The organism is Sphingobium sp. LB126 (genome assembly GCF_002795205.1).
GTDB lineage: Bacteria > Pseudomonadota > Alphaproteobacteria > Sphingomonadales > Sphingomonadaceae > Sphingobium > Sphingobium chungbukense.
This window is the reverse complement of the sequence record NZ_NETV01000001.1, coordinates 2482423-2502625: the sequence shown is the minus strand read 5'-3', so window position 1 is coordinate 2502625 and position 20203 is coordinate 2482423. Positions and strand designations below refer to the sequence as shown.

General features: G+C 60.9%; 19 protein-coding genes, 3 pseudogenes and 1 other annotated feature. Of the genes and pseudogenes, 12 read left to right on the top strand and 10 right to left on the bottom strand.

Features of this window, described 5'->3' with window-relative positions:
- The first annotated feature begins 149 nt into the window (after window positions 1–149).
- Window positions 150–698: a hypothetical protein gene (locus CAF53_RS27075; RefSeq protein WP_157801258.1), complete on the top strand. Its 549-nt coding sequence runs from the start codon at window positions 150–152 to the stop codon at window positions 696–698.
- On the opposite strand, the pseudogene CAF53_RS12235 reads toward CAF53_RS27075, so the two are convergent.
- Window positions 687–1040, bottom strand: a pseudogene (locus CAF53_RS12235) (integrase core domain-containing protein); the annotation flags it as partial. The gene CAF53_RS27075 and the pseudogene CAF53_RS12235 overlap by 12 nt on opposite strands.
- 628 nt (window positions 1041–1668) lie before the next feature.
- On the opposite strand from CAF53_RS12235, the gene CAF53_RS27535 reads away from it, so the two are divergent.
- Window positions 1669–1833, top strand: a complete 165-nt coding sequence (locus CAF53_RS27535; RefSeq protein ID WP_197707403.1) for a hypothetical protein — start codon at window positions 1669–1671, stop codon at window positions 1831–1833.
- A gap of 596 nt (window positions 1834–2429) precedes the next feature.
- Here CAF53_RS27535 and CAF53_RS12230 read toward each other — a convergent pair.
- Complete coding sequence (locus tag CAF53_RS12230; protein WP_100238790.1) at window positions 2430–2825, bottom strand: hypothetical protein; 396 nt, start codon at window positions 2823–2825, stop codon at window positions 2430–2432.
- A 2-nt stretch (window positions 2826–2827) separates the two neighbouring features.
- Complete coding sequence (locus CAF53_RS12225; RefSeq protein ID WP_157801257.1) at window positions 2828–2965, bottom strand: hypothetical protein; 138 nt, start codon at window positions 2963–2965, stop codon at window positions 2828–2830.
- Between the two features lie 48 nt (window positions 2966–3013).
- Between CAF53_RS12225 and CAF53_RS12220 the strand changes: the two genes are divergently transcribed.
- The 4 genes from CAF53_RS12220 to CAF53_RS12205 all read left to right on the top strand — a co-directional run bounded on the left by CAF53_RS12220 (window position 3014) and on the right by CAF53_RS12205 (window position 7805).
- Window positions 3014–4000: a hypothetical protein gene (locus CAF53_RS12220; RefSeq protein ID WP_100238203.1), complete on the top strand. Its 987-nt coding sequence runs from the start codon at window positions 3014–3016 to the stop codon at window positions 3998–4000.
- The gene (locus CAF53_RS12215; RefSeq protein ID WP_100238202.1) at window positions 3997–6141 is read left to right on the top strand and encodes a hypothetical protein; all 2145 of its coding nucleotides are present in this window, start codon (window positions 3997–3999) and stop codon (window positions 6139–6141) included. Before CAF53_RS12220 ends, CAF53_RS12215 begins: the two co-directional genes overlap by 4 nt.
- 786 nt (window positions 6142–6927) lie before the next feature.
- Window positions 6928–7119: a hypothetical protein gene (locus CAF53_RS12210; RefSeq protein ID WP_100238201.1), complete on the top strand. Its 192-nt coding sequence runs from the start codon at window positions 6928–6930 to the stop codon at window positions 7117–7119.
- Window positions 7120–7568: 449 nt separating this feature from the next.
- Window positions 7569–7805: a tetratricopeptide repeat protein gene (locus tag CAF53_RS12205; protein ID WP_100238200.1), complete on the top strand. Its 237-nt coding sequence runs from the start codon at window positions 7569–7571 to the stop codon at window positions 7803–7805.
- A gap of 73 nt (window positions 7806–7878) precedes the next feature.
- On the opposite strand, the pseudogene CAF53_RS12200 reads toward CAF53_RS12205, so the two are convergent.
- The 3 genes and pseudogenes from CAF53_RS12200 to CAF53_RS12190 all read right to left on the bottom strand — a co-directional run.
- Window positions 7879–8318, bottom strand: a pseudogene (locus CAF53_RS12200) (helix-turn-helix domain-containing protein); the annotation flags it as partial.
- A 79-nt stretch (window positions 8319–8397) separates the two neighbouring features.
- Entirely contained in the window at window positions 8398–9894 is a 1497-nt protein-coding gene (locus CAF53_RS12195) for a SulP family inorganic anion transporter (protein ID WP_100238199.1), read from the bottom strand.
- Between the two features lie 60 nt (window positions 9895–9954).
- Window positions 9955–10010 (bottom strand) — a sequence feature (sul1 is cis-regulatory element that is thought to sense ions involved in sulfur or methionine metabolism; They are found in Alphaproteobacteria).
- An 82-nt stretch (window positions 10011–10092) separates the two neighbouring features.
- Window positions 10093–10650, bottom strand: a pseudogene (locus CAF53_RS12190) (DUF305 domain-containing protein).
- A 228-nt stretch (window positions 10651–10878) separates the two neighbouring features.
- On the opposite strand from CAF53_RS12190, the gene nhaA reads away from it, so the two are divergent.
- Both nhaA and CAF53_RS12180 read left to right on the top strand, forming a co-directional pair.
- The gene (nhaA, locus tag CAF53_RS12185; RefSeq protein ID WP_100238198.1) at window positions 10879–12081 is read left to right on the top strand and encodes a Na+/H+ antiporter NhaA; all 1203 of its coding nucleotides are present in this window, start codon (window positions 10879–10881) and stop codon (window positions 12079–12081) included.
- The gene (locus CAF53_RS12180; RefSeq protein WP_197707402.1) at window positions 12068–13369 is read left to right on the top strand and encodes a chloride channel protein; all 1302 of its coding nucleotides are present in this window, start codon (window positions 12068–12070) and stop codon (window positions 13367–13369) included. The genes nhaA and CAF53_RS12180 overlap by 14 nt, the downstream gene beginning before the upstream one ends.
- A gap of 318 nt (window positions 13370–13687) precedes the next feature.
- Here CAF53_RS12180 and CAF53_RS12175 read toward each other — a convergent pair whose 3' ends face one another.
- Genes CAF53_RS12175 through CAF53_RS12165 form a run of 3 tightly spaced genes read right to left on the bottom strand, consistent with a single transcriptional unit; the run spans window position 13688 to window position 16544 of the window.
- Window positions 13688–14386 (bottom strand): pirin family protein, encoded by a 699-nt coding sequence (locus tag CAF53_RS12175; protein ID WP_157801256.1) that lies wholly within the window; start codon window positions 14384–14386, stop codon window positions 13688–13690.
- Between the two features lie 41 nt (window positions 14387–14427).
- Complete coding sequence (locus tag CAF53_RS12170; protein WP_100238195.1) at window positions 14428–15114, bottom strand: response regulator transcription factor; 687 nt, start codon at window positions 15112–15114, stop codon at window positions 14428–14430.
- A complete protein-coding gene (locus CAF53_RS12165; RefSeq protein ID WP_197707401.1) occupies window positions 15111–16544 on the bottom strand; it encodes an ATP-binding protein in 1434 nt (477 codons plus the stop codon). The genes CAF53_RS12170 and CAF53_RS12165 overlap by 4 nt, the downstream gene beginning before the upstream one ends.
- 372 nt (window positions 16545–16916) lie before the next feature.
- On the opposite strand from CAF53_RS12165, the gene CAF53_RS12160 reads away from it, so the two are divergent.
- Window positions 16917–17270: a response regulator gene (locus tag CAF53_RS12160; RefSeq protein ID WP_242443431.1), complete on the top strand. Its 354-nt coding sequence runs from the start codon at window positions 16917–16919 to the stop codon at window positions 17268–17270.
- A gap of 12 nt (window positions 17271–17282) precedes the next feature.
- Here CAF53_RS12160 and CAF53_RS12155 read toward each other — a convergent pair whose 3' ends face one another.
- The gene (locus CAF53_RS12155) at window positions 17283–17663 is read right to left on the bottom strand and encodes a DUF4168 domain-containing protein (protein WP_100238192.1); all 381 of its coding nucleotides are present in this window, start codon (window positions 17661–17663) and stop codon (window positions 17283–17285) included.
- Window positions 17664–17995: 332 nt separating this feature from the next.
- On the opposite strand from CAF53_RS12155, the gene CAF53_RS12150 reads away from it, so the two are divergent.
- From CAF53_RS12150 to CAF53_RS12140, 3 genes are all read left to right on the top strand, one after another.
- Entirely contained in the window at window positions 17996–18976 is a 981-nt protein-coding gene (locus CAF53_RS12150; protein WP_242443430.1) for a serine hydrolase, read from the top strand.
- An 81-nt stretch (window positions 18977–19057) separates the two neighbouring features.
- Window positions 19058–19330, top strand: coding sequence for a hypothetical protein (locus tag CAF53_RS12145; RefSeq protein WP_100238191.1), 273 nt, complete (start codon window positions 19058–19060; stop codon window positions 19328–19330).
- Between the two features lie 132 nt (window positions 19331–19462).
- Window positions 19463–20203 carry a hypothetical protein gene (locus CAF53_RS12140; protein WP_100238190.1) on the top strand — a complete coding sequence of 247 codons (741 nt, stop codon included), beginning with the start codon at window positions 19463–19465 and terminating at the stop codon, window positions 20201–20203.

The window sequence follows — 20203 nt, the reverse complement described above, 5'->3', positions numbered from 1 at the left end:
AAGCGGTACCACCAAAGAGTTGGGAATGGCTTTGGTGCCAAGCACTACTGGATCACTGAAGAGCTGTTGACGGCAAGAACCATGCTGTCGAGTTTTTCGATCGCCTGCGCATCCTTAAGGATGCCGGGCTGATTGAATGGGTCTATTACTTGGCTGAGGATGAGTCCGACACGTCACTGTTGATTCATCCTGTTGCAGTTGAACGGCAGGGTGGCGTCGATTGGCAGGAATTTGAGACGATCTTAGGCAGCTACGCGATCCGTGCTGCAGTCGCTCTCTATGATGACACGACTTCCGAGCAGGAATATTTTGCTGCGTTCTATGAGGACAGGTGCACATCGAAGGTTTTGCTGCCTGCGGAACGCTTACTGCGGAAGGTGCAACTTTTCGGGGTTCCTCGGCTACGATACCGTGCGAAAACCAGCAATTCAGCGCGCTGGCTTCAACAGCTTCATGTTGAGGGACGAGAATACATTGAGCGCTACCGGGAGATCATCCAGGATGGCCGCCCAGAGCTACTGGGCACGGCAGACCGCCGATTAGCAGACTTCAATGTGACTTCAACGCTGGTTCAACATAGAGTTCAACGTGACATCAACGATTCCTCCCAGTCACCTAGCCACGCGGCCGTGCCCAAGGGCACGGGCTTGGCTGATCTGCCCCCACCGAGTGGACCGATAGGTTTGTTAGTGGATTAAGCCCATCGCCGCCATATCCGGACGGAGGTGGAGCGTAGCGGAACCGGAGGCCGGATATGGCGGTGTCGCCGTTTCCGGTGCCGGTGGCCGGTATCCCAGACTGCTATGTGGGCGGACGGTGTTGTAATGCCGCCGCCATGCTTCGATCAGCACCTTGGCTTCGGCGAGGCTGTAGAAGATCTCGCCGTTGAGCAGTTCGTCGCGAAGCGACCCGTTGAAGCTTTCGTTATAGCCATTCTCCCATGGTGATCCCGGCGTGATGTAGAGCGTCTTCACACCGATCTGCCCCAGCCATTGCTGGACGGCGGTCGCGATAAATTCGCTGCCATTATCGGACCGTATACCGGGCCGTACACCATCGAGATTGTGGGCGGGCCGACGCTGACGAAAAGCGAGGCGGCTGCACGCGAGCAGCAAAAGCCAGACGGTCCGGTGACACGCATTGAATTGGTGGGCGTGCTGCCGGAAGCGGAGATATTGCCGATGGTGCGGGCTGAATAAAATAACAGGTGAAAAACAATCATCCGGTTTCAAAGGGCTGTCGCCGCTTTTCTAAAATAGAGGGAAATAGACGTGCCCGAATAAAACAGAGGGCGGAAATACGATTAGCCCCGCATCATGAAGGGGGGCTGATGCGGGGCTACGGGACCCTCCAAGGGAGAGGGAAGGACATCATGGCCCACCCCGCCCGATTCGTACATTCGGCTATGGATATAATCCGGAATTGCAGGCGGCCGACCGGCATACATCGTGCGCCATATCGATGTGGCCAGCGCCCGGCGCTATAGTCATTCTGCTCCTGCTGCCCCGCCTCCGGGGTGGGAGGCGGGGCTACGGTTTATAATCGGAGCTCCAACCTCTTGAATAATCACGCCCAAATCTGATAAATCTTGCCGTGTTCCGAGGCTCGCTTCCTCGGGATAGTGGCCACCCAATGTGGCCGCTTTTGTTCAACTCAAGGAGGAGCAAAATGCGCGATATTTCGGATAAGGCCTATTACGAGCGCCGCGCCAGGAGCGAGATCCGTAAAGCCAGCACCATGAATGATCCATCCGCCAAACGGGTGCACCTTGCCTTGGCGGCGAACTATCTGAAGCAGGCCCGATCGATGGGATCAGGGGCAAGCCCCAACTGATCAAACGCCGATCCGCTATGCACGCCCCGTCTCCCACAAGGAGGCGGGGGTTTTCTTTGCCCGCGATCTCCCCGCGTCCACAGCTTGGCGAAGGTTGTCTGGACATATTCAGCCAAGCTATGGCAATGGTGGGACACAAAGCCTTTGGGTCGCTCCAAGGCACCCGTCTCCTCGCATGCGGTGGGGCGGGGTTTTTTCATATCAAAAAAATGGCCCGGCAGTTTCCCACCGGGCCAGGAGAAGGTTGGGATAAGCCATCCTTCGGGTCGCACTGGTTGCATAGCGCTGGTGCAGCGATTCGCCTTGCAAAAATTCGACATGGGCCCCGCGAGACGGGGCTTTTTTGCTATCAGGGGCGCGCCAGCGCGCTCTGCATGATGCTGGTAGCGGCGCTGAACATGGCATCGACGGTGACGACGCCAAGGATGCCCAGCGCGAGGGCGAAGATGATAAGGCTGTACCGCATGGGGAGATTATCCTGTCGGCGTGACCTGAGCGGAAATTGACAATTCGAATCAGTGCGTTCGAATTGATTCGCTCAGTCGATGAATGGGGAACGCCCCGATCCTTTCGAACCGGGGCGCTGGTCACATGCTCTATTGTGCTTTGCTTTCGCCGCGTTCGGCAGCGGTGCGGGCGGTGCCAACTGCGATCGGGCCTGTGTAGGGCGCAACCTCGTTAATCTGTCCCTCGTCCTCGACATTCCCGCCGCCCGGATCGCTGATTGGGCATCCGGGGCCATCGGCCTTGTGGCGGACCCAATCGTCTTCCATCCCCTCCTGCTCAAGATCGGGATCGCCGTCCATCTGGTCCATGTGATCGATCATCCGTTGGACCAGCCGCCCAAGCTCTGGGCGGGACAGGCTAGGAATGACCGTCAGGAGGGCCGCCAGCGTCGGAACGGGTTGAGGCTGGCGCTTGTCCCTGCGTCGGCGCGTGGTGGGGTTCCTGCGCGGCTGGTAGGCTCTTGCGCGTGGTGCTTTGCTCGCCATGGTCAGGGCCTCCATTCCAGCTTGGCGAGATAGGCGACGACCTTCTCCCGCGTCTCATGCCGGATTCCCGCCCCTGACTTGATCCGGTCGATAAGGTCGGGCGCATTGGCGACGTTCCGTCCAAACCGGCTCGGCAGCATGTCACGCTCCGCTATGGCCTTTTCGATGCGGAGGATATTCTGTCGTTCATGCGGCGCAACCCGCACGCGAAGGCGGCCACCTATTTCCAGCAGGCCGATGTGACGGGCGCTCCCGTCCTTCCGGATCGTCATAATATCGTGGAGCGCAATCTAGGCTCTCTCAACGAGGGCTTGGCCGAAGTCTTCGGCTTCCCGGTCGATGCGATGAACACGGGGCTTCGCCTGACCGGATTGCCTATGTCGGATCAGCCCATCATGGGTTCGGACTGGATCAAGGGCCAATTGCACAAGCTGGGCGTCGGTCAGTACGATGAAGGATTCGCGCCGCGCTCAGATGCGGAGCGATATTCGCAGGCCTTCTTCCGGGGCACGGGTCAGGCGGTGCTGCCAGTGGGTGGTTCGCTGGCGGCAGGAACCAGAATGGCCGCCTCTGCCCTCCCGTCAGTCCTTGAAACCGGAGCAGTCCGTCAAGCCCTGCGCAATGCAACGATGGAAGCCGCTGCCCGTCCCGGCGTGCTGATTGCTGGCGAAGCTGGCGGGAATATCGGCGCGAACCTCGCCGGTCAGGCCGCAGACGACTATGCGCCCGGCAATCCCTACGCCCAGATGGGCGCGCAACTGGCCGGTGGGCTGGTGGGTGGCTTCGGGGCGGGTTCGCTCGCTGGTAGGATGGGTGGGCGTCCGCCGCTTCCATCTTCGCGGATGCCATCGCCTGAACCATTCGATGTGCCGCCTTCCTCTATGCCGAACCAAGGCATGAACGCAGACATTCCGGCACCTCCTCCCGGCTTTCGGATCGCCATGGAGAATGAGGGGGCGATGCCCTCGCCGTCCATCTCTTCCCCGCGTCTGGTGGATCGCATCGACGTGAACGCGGGGCCGCGTCCATTGCTCGATCCCGCAACCGAGATGCAGCGCCGCGCCATGGCGGAGCGGGTTAACCCTGCTGACCTTCTGCCGCTGGATTCGACGCAGCCCGGCGCGGTCGCATCACCCAAGCAGAGACGCAGAGCCTTGCCGATGAGTTGGGCATGACGCCGGATCAGCTATTGTCCCGGCGGAAGGGGCAGGCGTTCAACGCAGAAGAAGCGCTGGCCGCCCGTCAAATCCTTGCCAAGTCGGGCAATGAACTGGTGAACATGGCGCGGCGTATCCAGCGCATGGACGATCCGGGCGAAGAGGCGCTGTCCGCCTTCCGGCAAGCGCTGGTCCGTCATGTCGCCATTCAGGAGCAGATTGCCGGGGCGACGGCGGAAGCTGGGCGGACCCTCGCGCAGTTCCGCATGGTGGCCGATGGGCGCAATGTGCGCGGCAATGTCCTGAATGCCCTGTCGGAAGGTGGCGGGGGCAAGAACCGTCTGAAGGAAGCCGCCGACCTGATCCTTGAAGGGGAAAAGCTCGATCCGGGTTCGATGAACCGCAACGCCGCCCTCGCTCTCAAGCCGGGTTGGGGTGACAAGTTCAAGGAACTGTGGATCAACTCGCTTCTGTCGGGGCCGCAAACCCATGTGGTCAATGCCGTGTCCAACACCATGACGGCGCTTGCGCAGATTCCGGAGCATGCCATTGCCGCGTCCTTCGGCGGCGTCCGCAATCTGGCGGCGCGGGGCAAGGTTGCTGACCGCGTGCTGTTCTCCGAATTAGGGGCGCGATCGGTCGGGCTGATCCAGGGCGTGAAGGATGGATTGCGACAGGCGGCGCGCACCCTGCGGACGGGCGAGGGGTCGGACTTCGCGAACAAAACCGAGATCAAGTATCAAGACGCTATCGGCGGCACGGCGGGGAAGATCATCCGGACGCCCACGCGGCTCCTGTCGTCAGCGGATGAGTTATATAAAGCCATCGCTCGCCGTATGGAGTTGAACGGGCTTGCTGTCCGGAAGGCTGCTGCGGAAGGTCTGCGCGGCGAAGAGGGCAAGCGCCGGGCTGCTGAACTGGTCGCGAATCCTACAGATGAAATGCTGGAGCAGGCTTTCGACTATGGCCGCTATCTGACCTTCCAGCGCCCGCTGGGTAAATTCGGACGGGCTGCTATGGCGTTGAGCAATTCCAGCCCAATCGCCAAGGTGGTGATCCCCTTCGTGCGGACGCCGACCAATCTCCTGAAATTCGCTACGGAGCGTTCGCCCGCTGCGCCATTGATTGATCACTGGCGGGCGGACTTCCGGGCGGGTGGCGCTCGCCGCGATCTTGCCGTGGCTCGCGCTCTGGTCGGATCGGGCGTTGGCGCGCTTGCGGCACAGATGGCCGCGCAGGGTTTGATAACGGCTGCGGGGCCTGCCGACCAGAAGGCGCGTGCGCTGCTCCGGGCTGATGGCTGGCAACCCTACTCGGTCAAAATCGGAGATCGGTACGTCAGTTATTCGCGCCTCGATCCCTTCGCCTCTACCCTCGGCGTGGCGGCCGGAATGGTCGAGTTGCAGGATCACATGACGGAGAAGCAGCGCGAGCATGTCTCTACGCTTCTGGTCGCGTCCGTGTTGCAAAACCTTGCCTCGAAAACATGGCTGTCGGGTGCGTCTGGTATTCTGGAGGCGATCAATGAACCTGATCGCTATGGTGCAAGCTATGTCGGCCAGCTTGGCGGCTCCATGGTTCCTGCCGGTGTCGCACAGGTGGCTCGCATCACTGACCCGACCATGCGCGAAACCACGGCGGGAAGCGAAATTGATCCGAACGCGGGGCTGGCTGACCAGATACTATGGGAGGCTGAAACCGTCCTCAATTCTGTCCGCGCCCGCGTGCCGGGCCTGTCAACTTCGCTTCCGCCCAGTCGTGATGCGTGGGGCCGCCCTGTCACCCGCGAAGGCGGCATCGGCCCTGACATTCTTTCGCCTGCGATGCTTTCGACGCGCCAAGGCGATCCGGTCAACAATGCCCTGCTGAACGCAGATGTCACCGTGCCGTCCTTCGTCCGCAAGGACATGACGCCGGAAGAATATGGGCGGTTTCGGGAGATGGCAGGAGCGACCAGCTACAATGACATTGCCGGGCTGATCGGCTCGCCGGATTGGGCGGCGATGCCGGGTGACGACAAGCAGGAGGCGGTGAACAAGATCGTCAAGGCGGCCCGGAAGCTGGCGAAGGAGAATATGGGTGTCGGTGCGGGATCTATTCCGCCTCCGCCTCCGGGCTTCTCGATCCCTCCGCCGCCGCCTGGGTTCACGATTCAGTGACGGCGACCCTAATTTAAACGTAGTCTTCTGGTTTCTGCCGGATGGGCAATATCTTCCCCCGCTGGGGGATCACGCAAATCTGCGTCATGCTGACTCCCTCAAATTGAGGGCGTCAGACTGCGTACGAAATTCGTTCGCACTGCGGGGTATCCTCAGTTTTGAGGGCACCTATCGGAACGAACAGAATGGGCAGGAACCAACGTCGCACGCTGCGGCATTGGTTTTTCGGAAAATCCCGAAAAAGAGTGCGTCCGTTTTCCGGACGTAGTGGGGAGGAGATTTTGCGACACGATGGCGCGGATAGCCGCCGACGCCCTCGGCCTATCGAACGAAATTCGTCCGATTAGCAGCCGCCATCCGGAATATTCCCCGAAATTGGGGAATACCCAAGCGTCCGAATTTCAGGCAGCCGGGGAGTAATCGCACAACCCCCAATGGGGGACGTGCCGATGGTTCCCCCGATTTGGTGAACCAAAGCGTTGCAGCGGTGATGGCCAGACTTTTTTGGAAAACGCCCAAAAACCACTATCCGGATCGCGGACAGTGACCAGCCAGACGAAATTCGTTCGCTTGATCCGGCGCGGCACCGCACCGCGACGTACGTCCCAGACTGTTACGAACGTCATGGGATTTTTTCCGGAATGGGAAATAACCTGCACCGCCGTACCGTACGGCTTGGTTATGTCTCAGGCCGTAACGTAACCAAGCGCCCGCGATCTGGTGGGCGGTTCGCGCCACGGTGCCGCAAACCTATCGCGCCTAACGACCTTTCTCTATCCTACCCAGATGATGACCCGCGATCAGGAGCTATGGGGCGTGGCGTCGATGGTCCTGCGCCAGCATGGCGACCGTGCGCCGGTCGTGGTGGCGGAGAGGATCGGCCAGCTTGCCAGCGAGGGAAAGGCGGAAGGCGTGGCGCTGTGGAAGGAGGTTGCGCGGCGGCTGGAACGACTGATGGCGGAGGGTTCGACCCAATAGGGCGAGTTTTCATCCCGCGCTTATCGCGTGCTTATCCACGGCCATTCGCCTGAATGGGCTGGTCTGGAATGCTGCTAAGTGCTTGGATTCTGGTGCGCTTACGGGACTCATAAAGCGATACTATCATCCTCAATAAGCTCGATAATTTGCACTAGAGGATGACAAAGGCCCCCGGATAAGCCCCCAAAAAATTTCGAGCCAATTCGCCACGAATTCGAGTCCTTGGCACGCCTTGGAGAAGGCGATTCTTCCTTTTTCCGCTGCAACCTCCATCAGAAATCGAAGCCGGTGATCGACCCTTCCCGGCCGTTCAGTTGCCTATTTTTCACTCCCAGGTGCGGACCGGCAGCTCAGTTGCGGGTCCTCAATAGCCGAGTCCAGAATGACGGCGCGCATCAGCGATCAAGGAAGGCTGTCGAAAGCAGGTCGGGAAACCCGAAAGTCAGGCGGTGATCGATAGCCGGGTTTTCGTGCTCTTACGCCTCAGCCGCCTGGATGAAGCCATAGCGGCCTATGATGTCGTATTAGCGAAAAGCCCGACACTGTCTGCTTCCCTCTTTGGGCGCGCGGTTGCTTTGGCTCGCAAGGGCGACAAAGTCAAAGCCGAGAGCGATCGCGCCGCCGCCATTGCGGTCAGTCCTCAGGTGGAGAAGACTTTCGTGGGCTATGGCGTGACATTTCCGTAGAGAATTAAAATCCGCGCGCCTGCTCATGTCGAATGTTCCGAAATACCGTGACGACGGTATTTCCATGGGTGCCGTTGGACAGCTTGAAGCTGCGCCACCGATGGGGCGCCAGACCGTGGTCGTGCCAGATCTTCACAACCATGCCGCGATACCAATGGCTTTGGCCATCGCGCGCACCGTCCAATGCGTGGCCTCATGGCTGGGCGGTTCCAGCGTCAGCGCGACCACCTTGTCGACCAAAGCCGCATCGAGAGGCGCGATCCCCGGAGGCCGGGTCTTGTCGCGCAGCAGACCATCCACGCCTTCGGCCATGTACCGTTCCTGCCAGCGCCAAACACATGTCTTCGATTTTCCGGTCGCCGCCATGATCGCCTGGGTTCCCAAGCCCTGAGCCGTCAAGAGAATGATCCGCGCCCGCCAGACATGCTTCTGCGGCGAACCGCGCGCCGCGACGATCGCCTCAAGCCGCTTCGTGTCCGGTACGGTGACTTCTATCTCGATACCCGTTCGCATGCCGCATCGTCGTACGGCACCGACAGTATGGGAATCCCTCAAATGGACTCATTCGTTCCGATCAATCCACTAGGCTGCGTCAGTGTGGGACAAGGCCCATTTCCGTTCCTGTCTTGTCGTGCAGGGCAAAGCGATCTACCAAATCCGCGCTGGCCCGGTTATAGCCGACGACCTCGACCGTCTTTCCGCCGCGGCGCAAGGCCGTTACCGCCTTGTCGAGCGCTCCCACCGCCGAAATGTCCCAGAAATGCGCGACCGATACGTCGATCGTTACATGGCTGGCGCTCTCTTCTCCGGCGAAAGCGCGTGTGAACCTGTCGACGGAGGCGAAGAACAGCTGCCCGGTGACATGATAGATGACGCTGTCCCCGTTGGCGGACGGCAGGCGCAGGACGGCAAACATGCGCTGCACCTTGCCGGCGAAGAAAATGCCGGACAACAGCACGCCGCACAAAACGCCCAGAGACAGATCACGCGTCGCAACCACCACGATCACCGTCACCAGCATGACCACGGACGAGGTAGGCGGATGTTTGCGCAGGTTCGTGATGGAATTCCAGCTGAAGGTGCCGACCGACACCATGATCATGATGGCGACCAGCGCCGGCATCGGGACACGCCCGACCTGCGGTCCCAGCAGCGCAAGCAGGAAAAGGAGGAAAGCGCCGGCGACGAAGGTCGAAAGCCGCCGCCGCCCACCGGACGTCACGTTGATCACCGACTGGCCGATCATCGCACAGCCGCCCATTCCGCCGAACAGGGCAGCCACGATATTCGCTGCGCCCTGGCCGAAGCACTCCTGTTTCTTGTTGCTGCCCGTGCGCGTCATGTCATCGACGATCTGCGCCGTCAGCATGGATTCCAGCAATCCCACCGCCGCCATGGTGAGCGAATAGGGCAGGATGATGCGCAACGTGTGGAGGGTCAGAGGAACCTGCGGCAGGCTGAAGCTGGGCAATCCTTCGGGAAGGCGGCCCATGTCGCTGACCGTGTGGACCGATATGCCAAATCCCGTGCTGATGGCCGTCATGACCAGAATGGCGACAAGCGGAGAGGGGACTGCCCTCGTCAGCTTTGGAAAGAGATAGATGATGGCGAGTGCGGCGGCGACCATCGCATAGGTCTGCCAGCCAACGCCCGTCAGTTGAGGCAGTTGCGCCATGAAGATGAGGATGGCGAGCGCGTTGACGAAGCCCGTTATCACCGAGCGGGAAACGAACTGCATCAGAAGGTCGAGCCGTGCCAGTCCGGCAAGTCCCTGGATCACGCCCATCAGGATCGTTGCGGCGAACAGATAGGACGCCCCGTGCTCCTTCACCAGCGGAGCGACCAGCACGGCGACGGCAGCGGTGGCTGCGGAAATCATGCCGGGACGCCCCCCGACGAAAGCGATCGTCATGGCGATCGCGACGGAGGCGTAGAGGCCTACGCGGGGATCGACGCCGGCGATGATGGAAAAGCCGATGGCTTCGGGAATGAGGGCAAGGGCGACGACGATGCCGGCGAGGATATCCGCGCGCGCGGAAGAGGCGTCGTTGAACCATTGACGGCAATAAGCAGCGAGATGCGATGTCATTGGAAAGTCCACATCAGGGCACATGACGCCCAAAGGCTGGTTCGGCGCTGTCATATGTGATGTTGTCCGGCGGATCGGCGGCCGGAATAGCCACCCGGATTCTCACCGGGTCCATGCGAGTGCCCGGCTCCTAGCGATTAATCAGCATGTCGCGCAAGGGGGGCGGCTGCAGCAGGCTCGACAGCCGGCCCGCAGGCGTCACCGGATCGGCTTGCGCGTATCGATGCCGGTGCTCTCGTCGGTTTGGGGCGGCGGCGGTGCGGTGCCCGCGTCGCGATAGGAGGGAAGGTCGGGCGCACTGGCGCGAGTCGGGCTCGCTTCCAGACGAGCGATCATCTTTTTCATCTGAGCGATCTCGCGCACCTGGGCATCGATGATGCCATCGGCGAGGCGGCGTACTTCCGGATCCTTTATATGCGCCCGCTCGCTGGTCATGATCGCGATGGAATGATGCGGGATCATCGCCTTCATATAGGAAATGTCATCGACCGTTTCCTGGCTCCTGACCAGCCACAGCGCTGCGGCGAACAGCAGCACGCTGCCGCAAAGAATCGCTATGTTAAGCTTCCTGTTCCGGTACATGCCCTACATGAACGCCAGCATGATGATCGCCATCACAGCGCCCATGACCAACGCCATCCAAAGGCGCGTCTGGCTGAAGGCGACATGACTGAGCGCGTAGGTGTTGAGGTACATGAGTCCGAACATGACGATTGTGGACGTCACGATCATCATCGCAAAGCGCCCGTAATGCATGCCCTTGGCCTGCGCGTTGTCCTCGCCCGCTTTCATGCGCTGTTCCTCTTCCAACACGTGGCCGCCCGTAACGAAACGGAGAAGCACTCCGAATGATCCCTGGGCAAAGCTCGCGTCAGTCGGTAACCAGCCACGGGCGCCCGCGCGAAACGCCCAAATGGGCATTTTTTGAGGAAAATGGCTCGGTTTCTTTGGACATCCCTTGTCAAAGGCCGTTAACGGGCTTGCATGCTTTCTCTTGAGACACTTGGCCGGCCCCGATCGGCGCTGCGTGACTTCCTTCAAACGGAAGCAGCCGGCGGCATCCTTCTGATCCTGGCTGCTGCCCTGGCCATGATCGTCGCCAACAGCGGATGGGCGGAAGGATATTTCGAGGCCCTGCACCATCATGTCGGCCCGCTTTCGCTGCTGCACTGGATCAATGACGCACTGATGGCCCTCTTTTTCCTGCTGGTCGGGCTGGAGATAAAGCGGGAGTTCATCGACGGTCGGCTTTCGAACTGGTCTGATCGCTGGTTGCCGGTGATTGCCGCGGCCGCTGGGATGGCCGTGCCTGCGATCACCTATCTTCTGGTCGCGGGTGGTACGCCGGGTCTCGCCAATGGATGGGCCATTCCAGCTGCGACCGACATCGCTTTCGCCATTGGTGTGCTGGCCCTGCTGGGGAGCCGGGCACCGACCTCGCTCAAACTGCTGCTCACGACTGTCGCGATCGTCGATGACATGGGCGCGGTGCTCATCATTGCCCTCGCCTATACAAAGGGCATCAGTGGCCTGGCGCTGCTAGCGGCAGGGCTGATCTTCAGCGCCATGATGGTACTCAATCGCGCGGGCGTAAAAGGGCTCTGGCCCTTCATGATGCTGGCAGCCGCACTCTGGATTGCGGTGTTCCTGTCGGGCGTCCATGCAACGATCGCTGGGGTACTGGCGGCACTGGCCATCCCGATCCGCAAGTCGCCCGGCGCGCCGGATGATATCGAGTCTCCCCTCCATCGCCTCGAACATGCGCTTCACCCCTGGGTAGCCTTCGGCATCGTGCCGCTGTTCGGCTTTGCCAATGCCGGTGTGTCGCTCGCAGGCGTGGGACTTCAGCAAGTCATGGCGCCGCTTCCGCTGGGCATCGCCGCCGGGCTGTTTTTGGGAAAGCAGGTCGGGATTTTCGGGAGCATCAGGGCCGCGGTAGCGCTGGGTATCGCTGGACGACCGCCGGGTGCGACCTGGCTCCAGGTCTATGGTCTCGCCCTGATCTGCGGGATCGGCTTCACCATGAGCCTCTTCATCGGCGGCCTGGCTTTCGCCGATCCGCTGCTTGCCGACGAGGTCAAGATCGGCGTGCTGGGTGGTTCGCTTTTGTCGGCCCTGTCGGGCTATTTGCTGTTGCGGCTTGCCCCTGGCCCGTCGCGTGATGAGGCTGATCATGAAGAAGCCTAACTCTCTACGCCTGCGGGCGCGGCTGCGTCTCTATGGCTTACGCCCGACCATATGGCGCAGGCGGTCGGCCTTTCTGGGCGGCGCGATATTGATCGGCCTTGTCGCGTTGGTGTTCGCGCACCTTGCCGACGAAGCCAACGAGCTTTTCCTTACCATGGTCGCTCGCTGGTGGTGGGCGCCGCTGCTGATTACCCCGGCTGGCTTTGCTGGCCTCGTATGGATGACGCGCCGCTTCGCCCCGGCCGCGCCGGGATCGGGCATACCACAGACCATCGCCGCCACGCGCAATCCGGAGCGCGGGATGGACCGGCTTGTCTCCGCGCGGACGGCCGTTGCCAAATTCGTCCTGACGATCGGCACGCTGCTGCTGGGTGCATCGGTGGGGCGTGAAGGGCCAACGGTCCAGATCGCCGCGTCGATCATGGGCTATGCTCACCGCTTTCTGGCCATCCCGATCCGCGCCTCGGTCTATATCGCCGGAGGCGCGGCGGGCGTGGCGGCTGCGTTCAACACACCACTGGCAGGCGTGGCCTTCGCGATCGAGGAACTGGCCGCCGCCTATGAGCAGCGCATGACCCTGCTCGTCATGGCTGCGGTGCTGATAGCGGGCATGGTCAGCCTCGGGCTTGCGGGCGATTATGTTTACTTCGGCACCATGTCACAGACGCTCAGCGTCCGGGAAGCCTTGGTGGCCGCGCCTGTCGCGGGCGTGCTCGGTGGCCTTCTGGGTGCATTTTTCTCTCGCGCTCTGCTGGCGGCCGGGACTGCATCATGGCAGCCGCTGGCATGGCTGCGGAACCGGCCGATCGCTTTTGCAACCTGTTGCGGAGCGATTGTGGCGTTTCTCGGCGTGGCAAGCGGCCTGACATGGGGCACCGGCTATTCGACGGCGCAGGCAATCATCACCGGGTCCGATGTGCCCATGTGGTATGGCGCGGCAAAACTGCTTTCGACGCTGGCCACCGCCGCGTCGGGCCTTCCGGGCGGCATTTTTGCGCCATCTCTCTCGGTCGGCGCCGGAGTTGGGGACATCCTTCGCAGCATCTTTCCGGCCTATCCGCCCGGCGCGATCGTCCTGCTTGGTATGGTCGCCTATTTTACCGGCGTGGTGCGCGCTCCGTTGACAGCGGTCATCATCATCTCCGAAACAACCGCCAGCCGGGGCCTCATGATGCCTCTGCTCGCATCGGCGTTGGTAGCGGATTTTGTGGCACCGTTCGTTTGCCGCAACCGCCTTTATCACCAGCTGTCGTTGCGTTTTATGGAGCCCGGCAGCGCGAAGCACTGACGGGACAGCAGGCGGAATCAGCGCATCGGTGCTGGCGCCTTGTTCGGGAATTGGGATTCAGGGGTAAGCTCAGTGGCTTGCAGACGGACCTTCTTTCTCAGCTCCCGGCCGAGCATGCGAAGCATCCAGTCTCGGTGCGCCGACAAAAATTACGGAAATCCCTTCGGCTGGGACGGATCGAAGGCCGGTACGTTCCAGTTCAGATCAGGGGTCTGATAGTCAAGGTGCCGATGGCCTTTCTCGTCGGCCGGCGGATCGATATAGCGGCCCAGAAATCTGTTCTGAACCGCCCCTTTCCGAAGGCAGTTTTCATTGGGCTCACAGGGATTCGACCAAGAGTATTTCCGCCGTTTCGATGGCGCGGATTGTTGCCTCGCTTTCCCCTTGTATCGCCAGCCCATCGCCCGGATCCAACAAGTAGTTGTCGCCGAGCACAGATCGACCCGATCCCGCCACGATATAGCAAGACGCGCGCGGATCGAGATTGGCGTGAAGTTGCTCGCCTGTTTCGATCCTTGCACCCCAGACGCGCGACGGCGCGCGCAGGAGAAGAGCGTGGTCATCCCGGCGCCCACTGGCCAGCAAGGTCCATCGTCCCCCATCTTCTTTGCCCGGAAATTGACCCACGGCGCGGAAGGCGGGGCCATGTCCCTCGGGAGCCGGAAAGCGGAGTTCGAGAAATTCCGCTTCCTCCTTATCTGGATTAATGTCGGCATGAACCAGGCCCTCGCCAGAAGAAATGAGCTGGATGTGCCTGGCTTGAGCAAGATGGCTGGTTCCAAGAGTTCCGACGTGCCCAACTCGGCCCCGCAGAACCCATTGCAGGATATCGAAATGGTCGAGTGGCTGAGGGACGGTTGAAGCTCCGGGCGCCAGGAAATTATGATTGAGGATGCGAAGACTGCCCCAGTTCGTTCGGTCGGAACGCGCATAGCCGGCGAATGAGAAATGGTGCCGGGCGAACAGTTCGGCCCGTTGGGTCGTTCCCATCAGACGAGCTGGACGATATTCAATCACGATAATCTCCCAAATCGGACTGGAGGTGATCGTTCAACATCTCAGCCCGCTCCTACGAGCCGGTAACCCACCCCCGGTTCGGTCAACAGCAGGCAGGGATCTGACGGATCTTCCTCAATTTTCTGGCGCAGCAGGCCGATATAGACCCGCAAATACTGGGTATCGGTCGCCTCTGGTCCCCAACCGGCAGACAGCAGACGCTTGTGAGTGACCACCTGACCTGCACTGCGCGCCAATGTCTGCAACAGGTCATATTCCTTGGGCGACAATTTGACCGGCTCACCCGCAAGGCTCACGCGCCGGGTAGGGAAATCGATGGTGAGCGGGCCTGCCGAATAGGTCGGCGCATTGCTTTTCAAACGGGAGTGGCGACGTAGCGCTGCGCGGATGCGCGCCATCAATTCGCCGATCTCGAATGGTTTGTTGACATAATCGTCGGCGCCCTCGTCCAAGGCGGCAACTTTCTCCTGCTCCTGATGCCGCGCCGAAATAACGATGATGGGGACGTCGCTGCGCAGCCTTATACGCTGGATCAGCGCCTTGCCGTCAATGTCGGGAAGGCCGAGGTCAAGCAGAATGAGGTCGAAGTCCAGCGATTCAGCAAGGGCACAGGCGCTTCCGCCTTCCCGCGCGATACTGACATGATAGCCTGCCGTTCCCAAAACGGATTGCAGCACATCTATAAGGGCCGGTTCGTCATCGACGATGAGAATGTGCTGCACAGTCATGCGGAAGAGGCTTCTTCTGCGAGAGGAAGGGAAATGCTGATGACGGTCCCGCGTCCGCTTGGCCCCGGCGAGTCCGCTTTGATCGCTCCGCCAAGCGCCTCCACGAAGCCTTTTGCGATGGCAAGGCCGAGACCGCTGCCGCGCGGCGAAGGTTCCGGGCGGGGAACGCGATAGAAGCGGCTGAAAATCCTTTCCAGATCGGCCTTCGGAATGCCGCAGCCTTCATCGGTGATGCTGATGCGGCACCATTCCCCATCGCGGCGGGCTTTAACGGCGATACGCGTGCCGTCCTCACTATAGAGAATGGCGTTGTCGAGAAGATTGATCAGCACAAGCTCGAACATGGCGGCATCGACGCTGACGAGAAGATGGCCGTCTTCCAGTCTCCGCTCGATATATCGTCCCCCCGCACGGGTGCGCACCCGTTGGATGATGGCGCCCAGCGTTTCGGCCACGTCCAGCGTCTGCCGTCGCGCCAGGGACTGCCCCGCTTCGAGGCGGCTCATTTCAAGCAGATTGGCCGTGTATCGGTTGAGGCGCTCGCACTCGTTGACAATGCGGCGAAGGAACCGGGTGGTCGCCGCTGCATCAAGCTGTTCGCGAAAATCGATCAGGCTGGAAGCGGACGCGCTGATGGCGGTGAGAGGCGTGCGCAGGTCATGGCTGACCGAGGAAAGGAGCGCCGTCTTGAGTTCCTCGGTCCGCGCTTGCGCCCGGACTTCGGCGTTGCTTTCGGACAGCGAGGCGCGTTCCACGGCCAAGGCGACAAGATTGGCCAGAGCAGACATGAAAGCGTTAGCCGGTGGGGATGATGAGCCCCGTTCGAACAGGATCGCTCCTTCGAAGCCCACGCTGCTGTCGAGCCGGTAGGCGGTAAAGCGGCCTTCCTCAATCGGGTTGGCCGGATTGCCCTGCATGTGCCTGAGCAATTTCTGCCCCGCATGTCCGTCCTCCGCACCCGTTGCGTTGGCGAAAGACCCGTCCCTGACAAGGAAAAGCGTGGCCGTCGCGTCGGTGAGGGGCGCAAGGCTTTCTTTCAGCGCGGGCCGGATATCAGACATGCGGACAGCAGACTGCAACGCTCTGCTGATCTCCAGCAGGCTTGCCAATTGCGACCGGCTGCGCTCCGCAGCGCTGGCATGGTCCCTTAGTCGTCCGGCCAATATTCCGGAAACAAGAGCACAAAGGGTGAAGACGAGCAAAGGGACGATATCGCGCCCCGTCGCTATGCGAAAGGTGAAGACTGGCTCGGCCAGATAGAAATTGTAGAGCAGGAAAGCGGCAGTGGCGGCCAGAAGCGCGCCGACAAGACCGCCTATGGCGCCAGCCGTTACGACGCCCAGCACGAAGAACAAGGCAGCCGCGGCCTGTCCGAAAGCAGGCTTTACCATGACTGCGGCAAACCAGGAGAGCAGGATAACGAAAGTCACTGCCGATATACGCCAGGCGCTGCTGCTGCTGATAAGGCCAAAGCGTGAGCCTGGCGTTTGATCGCGCCTGCTTATCATCATTTTCCAGACCGCCATCGTCGCCATTTCGCCAAATCTAGGAAGGCGCAGCGAGCGGGTCCATGCATAAAAAACCTATAATAACAGCTTTGCCGATTATGCTGTAGCGGAGAAACTGACCGACGGGGTAGGGACCGGTCGGCGGGGGCGCAAGATAATGAAAGGCTGTACCGCGGCGAGCATTAGTCGCCGATATTGCGAAGTCACTGTTGGGGCCGTTCGATCGTGACTGCGCCTTTCGCAACGCCTGAATATAGTGGTAGGCCGCGTTTCAGCCGGCCCATGATCATCCTGGTGGTCGAGGATGAGGCGCTCGTCAACATGAACGCCTGCGACTTTCTCGTCGATCAGGAATTCACCGTCTTTTCGGCGCGTGATGCGGATGAAGCCATCTCCTTGATGGAGGAACTGGGCGGGGCAGTCGATCTTCTCTTCACCGATGTGAACATGCCGGGAACACTTGACGGGTTCGATCTTGTTCGACTGGCGCACCAACGATGGCCTTGCGTCAAGATATTGATCACGACCGGGGGGCGGGATCCCTCCGATCTGCCGCCGGACCTGCAGAAATTTGGCCCGATGCTGGCAAAGCCATACAGGCTGGAAATTCTCGGAATGATGGCTTCCAAGGCAATCGGTGCAGATTAGCCATCGGATGCTTCAGATGGACAATTGTTCTTCCATCATCAGCTGCTTGACTTTGTGCCGAAGCCGCCCCTGCTTATCGACCTTGGCGGAAATCTGGTTGAATGTTTCGACGTCAAGGCCATGACGCGCCAATATGTTCATCGTCTCGGCACTGGCTCTCGATTTCAGCAATGCTGCCTGATCTATCGAGAGCTTTGCGGCGCGAAACTGAACGGCGCGCTTCATCTTTTCGATTTCCAGCAGGGCCGACGCATAGGCGTGGACTTGGCGATCGGAAAAGGCGGTCGCCGCATCGTTTGCCAGCACTTTCGTACTCTGCCGAAGCGGAGCGGCATAGCCCGGGAGCGGCGCCACAAGCAGCAACAGAACCGATCCGCAAAGATGTTTGTGCATAGACTGTCCTTGAATGCTCCAGTCGCGAGCCATGTGATCGGCGGGCGGCAAAACCGGCTACCGCAAGGCCTTGAAAAGTTCGGCAATTCGATCCTATCAGGTTCGGGCGCTGCCAGCGCGCGACATCTGCGTTGAACGGTTGCCCCGATGCGGCCAACGGTTGATCTGGTTTGCCAAACCTGCATCCCCGCCTCCAGCGGATCGCGAAAAAGGGACTCATTTTGCCGATCACGAATTCACGTCGCCTCCTAACGGCCTCATTGCTGTTGCCCTTGCTCATGGGATGTGTTCCGGCGGGGGGACGGCTGGAACCTGTTGCCCGAGCCGCGCCTTTGACGAAGCCGCGCAGCGAACCGGCTCCGGTACCGGTGGTGCGCCATGGTCAGACAGTGCAGCCGCCCGCCGATCTGTTAAACGCGGTCCAGGGCCTCAGCGCATCGTTCAAGGGCCGCGTCGGAATATCCGTGCGGGACATCGATGAAGGCTGGACCCTCTCATCGAACGGAGACGCGCCACTCCCGCAGCAGAGTGTGAGCAAATTATGGGTCGCCATCACGGTCATGGATGCGGTCGACAGGGGCAAATTATCGCTCTCCGATCCGGTCACAGTCCGGCGATCGGACTTGACTGTCTTTCATCAGCCGATCCGCCCGCTTGTGACCAAGGCGGGCTATCATACGACGGTGGGCAAATTGCTTGAGATGGCCCTGACGCGCAGCGCGAACAGCTGCAATGATGTATTGCTCTGGAAGGTAGGCGGCCCGCAAGCCGTGCGGGACATGCTGGCGCGCAAAGATATCGACGATGTTGGCTTCGGGCCTGGCGAGCGCGAATTGCAGGCGAAGACGGCGGGATTGAAATGGCGGCCCGAATGGGCCGGCGGCTGGGGGTTTCTCAAGGCGCGCGCCGCCATGCCCTATGCGGCGCGGAACCGCGCGCTCAAGCGCTATCTCGCCGCGCCCTATGACGGAGCGTCGGCAAACGGCATCACGCTGGGACTGGCGCTGTTGAAGCGAGGCGAACTGCTCAGCAGAAAGTCCACCAACCACCTGCTTGCCCTTATGAGAGCAAGCAGGACGGGCCCGCTCCGTCTGCGCTCCGGCCTTCGTTCCGGATGGACGCTCGCTCACAAGACCGGCACGGGACAGGAACTGGGCAGTCTCTCCACGGGCTATAATGACGTGGGCATCCTTGTTTCGCCCGACGGCCACCGCTATGCGGTTGCGGTCATGATCGCAAGCACACATGAACCCATCCCGGTTCGCATGCGGCTGATGGGTAATGTTACCCGCGCGATTATCAGGATGAACTAGGACGGGGTTTAAATGTCATAAAAACGGTTTGCGACAAGGCGTGCTATCCTGATCTCCCTGAAGAGATGAGGTCCATTCGACTTGAACGAAGATGTGATCACGACCCACTGGCTGGACGCTCCCGATGTGCAATCGTTTCGCTCGCTGATAGTGCAGCGGCTGACGAAGGGCTTTGCGGAACTGGATGCACAGACCGGCAGCGTCGAAACCCGTCAGCAGCTTTATGCGACCTTGGTTCACGAAGCCATATGTATGGCTCGGCAACGACTGCCTGAAAATCAGTTCCTCGAAGAACTGGTCCAGAATTCCCATTCTGTCGAGGCCGCGAATGGGGGCACCGTCATCTTGATATGACGGAATCGTTCGATGATGTGCGGGGCTTTCCCCGAACCAACAAGATCATCAGCAACCCCTCCTTCATCGAAGCAACCGTGCCCCGTGTGCGGAGTTGGAACCCACGCGGACCCATCCAACCGGAGAAAATCAATGCATCAAGCCTTGCTCACCACCCTCTGCCTTTCGGTCGCCTTGCCGGCTGCGGCACAGGAATCGGCGACCTCCCCGGCGCCGGCTGCTCCCGCCTCAGCGACCCAGGCGCCAGCGCCCACCCTCAGCCAGCAACAGATCCTGGCCTTCAACAAGGCGGTCACCGACTTTACCGCCGGCCAGCAGGCGCAGCAAAAGGGCGACAACGCGGGCGCGCTTGCCAAATATGAAGCCGCGCTTCCGGCGATCCGCGATGCGGTCAAGACGCAGCCCGACAAGATCGACAATGTGAACTTCCTCGCCAACGCGCTCTATGCGACGGCGGCCGCAAATGCCGCGCTGCAAAAGCTAGACGCCGTCGCGCCGCTGTACGAAGAAAGCCTGCCCTATTGGCGCCAGGTCGTGACCGCCAAGCCTGCCGATGCGCAGAGCAGGGGCGTACTGACCGGCATTCTGATTCAGGTGGGCAACTTCAAACTTGGCAGGCAGGACAAGGCGGGCGCCGCCCCGCTCTATGCCGAAGCGATCCCGCTCGCGCGCAAGTCCGTCGCTGAACAGTCGAACCCGGTGAACCGCAACCTGCTGCTCGCCGCGCTGATCGGCGCGAGCCAGACGAACGCGGATTCCGCGCTCAAGGCCGAAGCTGCGACCATGTCGAAGGCGATGATCGCGGATGGAACCGTCGACGCCGCGAACAAACCATCGGCCGAGGTTCTCGCTCAATCTGCAATGGTGGGCTGA

Coding starts and splice junctions, on each gene's coding strand:
- CAF53_RS27535 (WP_197707403.1), top strand. CDS start 1,669: ATGCGCGATATTTCGGATAAGGCCTATTACGAGCGCCGCGCCAGGAGC.
- CAF53_RS12230 (WP_100238790.1), bottom strand. CDS start 2,825: ATGGCGAGCAAAGCACCACGCGCAAGAGCCTACCAGCCGCGCAGGAAC.
- CAF53_RS12225 (WP_157801257.1), bottom strand. CDS start 2,965: ATGCTGCCGAGCCGGTTTGGACGGAACGTCGCCAATGCGCCCGACCTT.
- CAF53_RS12220 (WP_100238203.1), top strand. CDS start 3,014: ATGCGGCGCAACCCGCACGCGAAGGCGGCCACCTATTTCCAGCAGGCC.
- CAF53_RS12215 (WP_100238202.1), top strand. CDS start 3,997: ATGACGCCGGATCAGCTATTGTCCCGGCGGAAGGGGCAGGCGTTCAAC.
- CAF53_RS12210 (WP_100238201.1), top strand. CDS start 6,928: ATGATGACCCGCGATCAGGAGCTATGGGGCGTGGCGTCGATGGTCCTG.
- CAF53_RS12195 (WP_100238199.1), bottom strand. CDS start 9,894: ATGACATCGCATCTCGCTGCTTATTGCCGTCAATGGTTCAACGACGCC.
- nhaA (WP_100238198.1), top strand. CDS start 10,879: ATGCTTTCTCTTGAGACACTTGGCCGGCCCCGATCGGCGCTGCGTGAC.
- CAF53_RS12180 (WP_197707402.1), top strand. CDS start 12,068: ATGAAGAAGCCTAACTCTCTACGCCTGCGGGCGCGGCTGCGTCTCTAT.
- CAF53_RS12170 (WP_100238195.1), bottom strand. CDS start 15,114: ATGACTGTGCAGCACATTCTCATCGTCGATGACGAACCGGCCCTTATA.
- CAF53_RS12155 (WP_100238192.1), bottom strand. CDS start 17,663: ATGCACAAACATCTTTGCGGATCGGTTCTGTTGCTGCTTGTGGCGCCG.
- CAF53_RS12140 (WP_100238190.1), top strand. CDS start 19,463: ATGCATCAAGCCTTGCTCACCACCCTCTGCCTTTCGGTCGCCTTGCCG.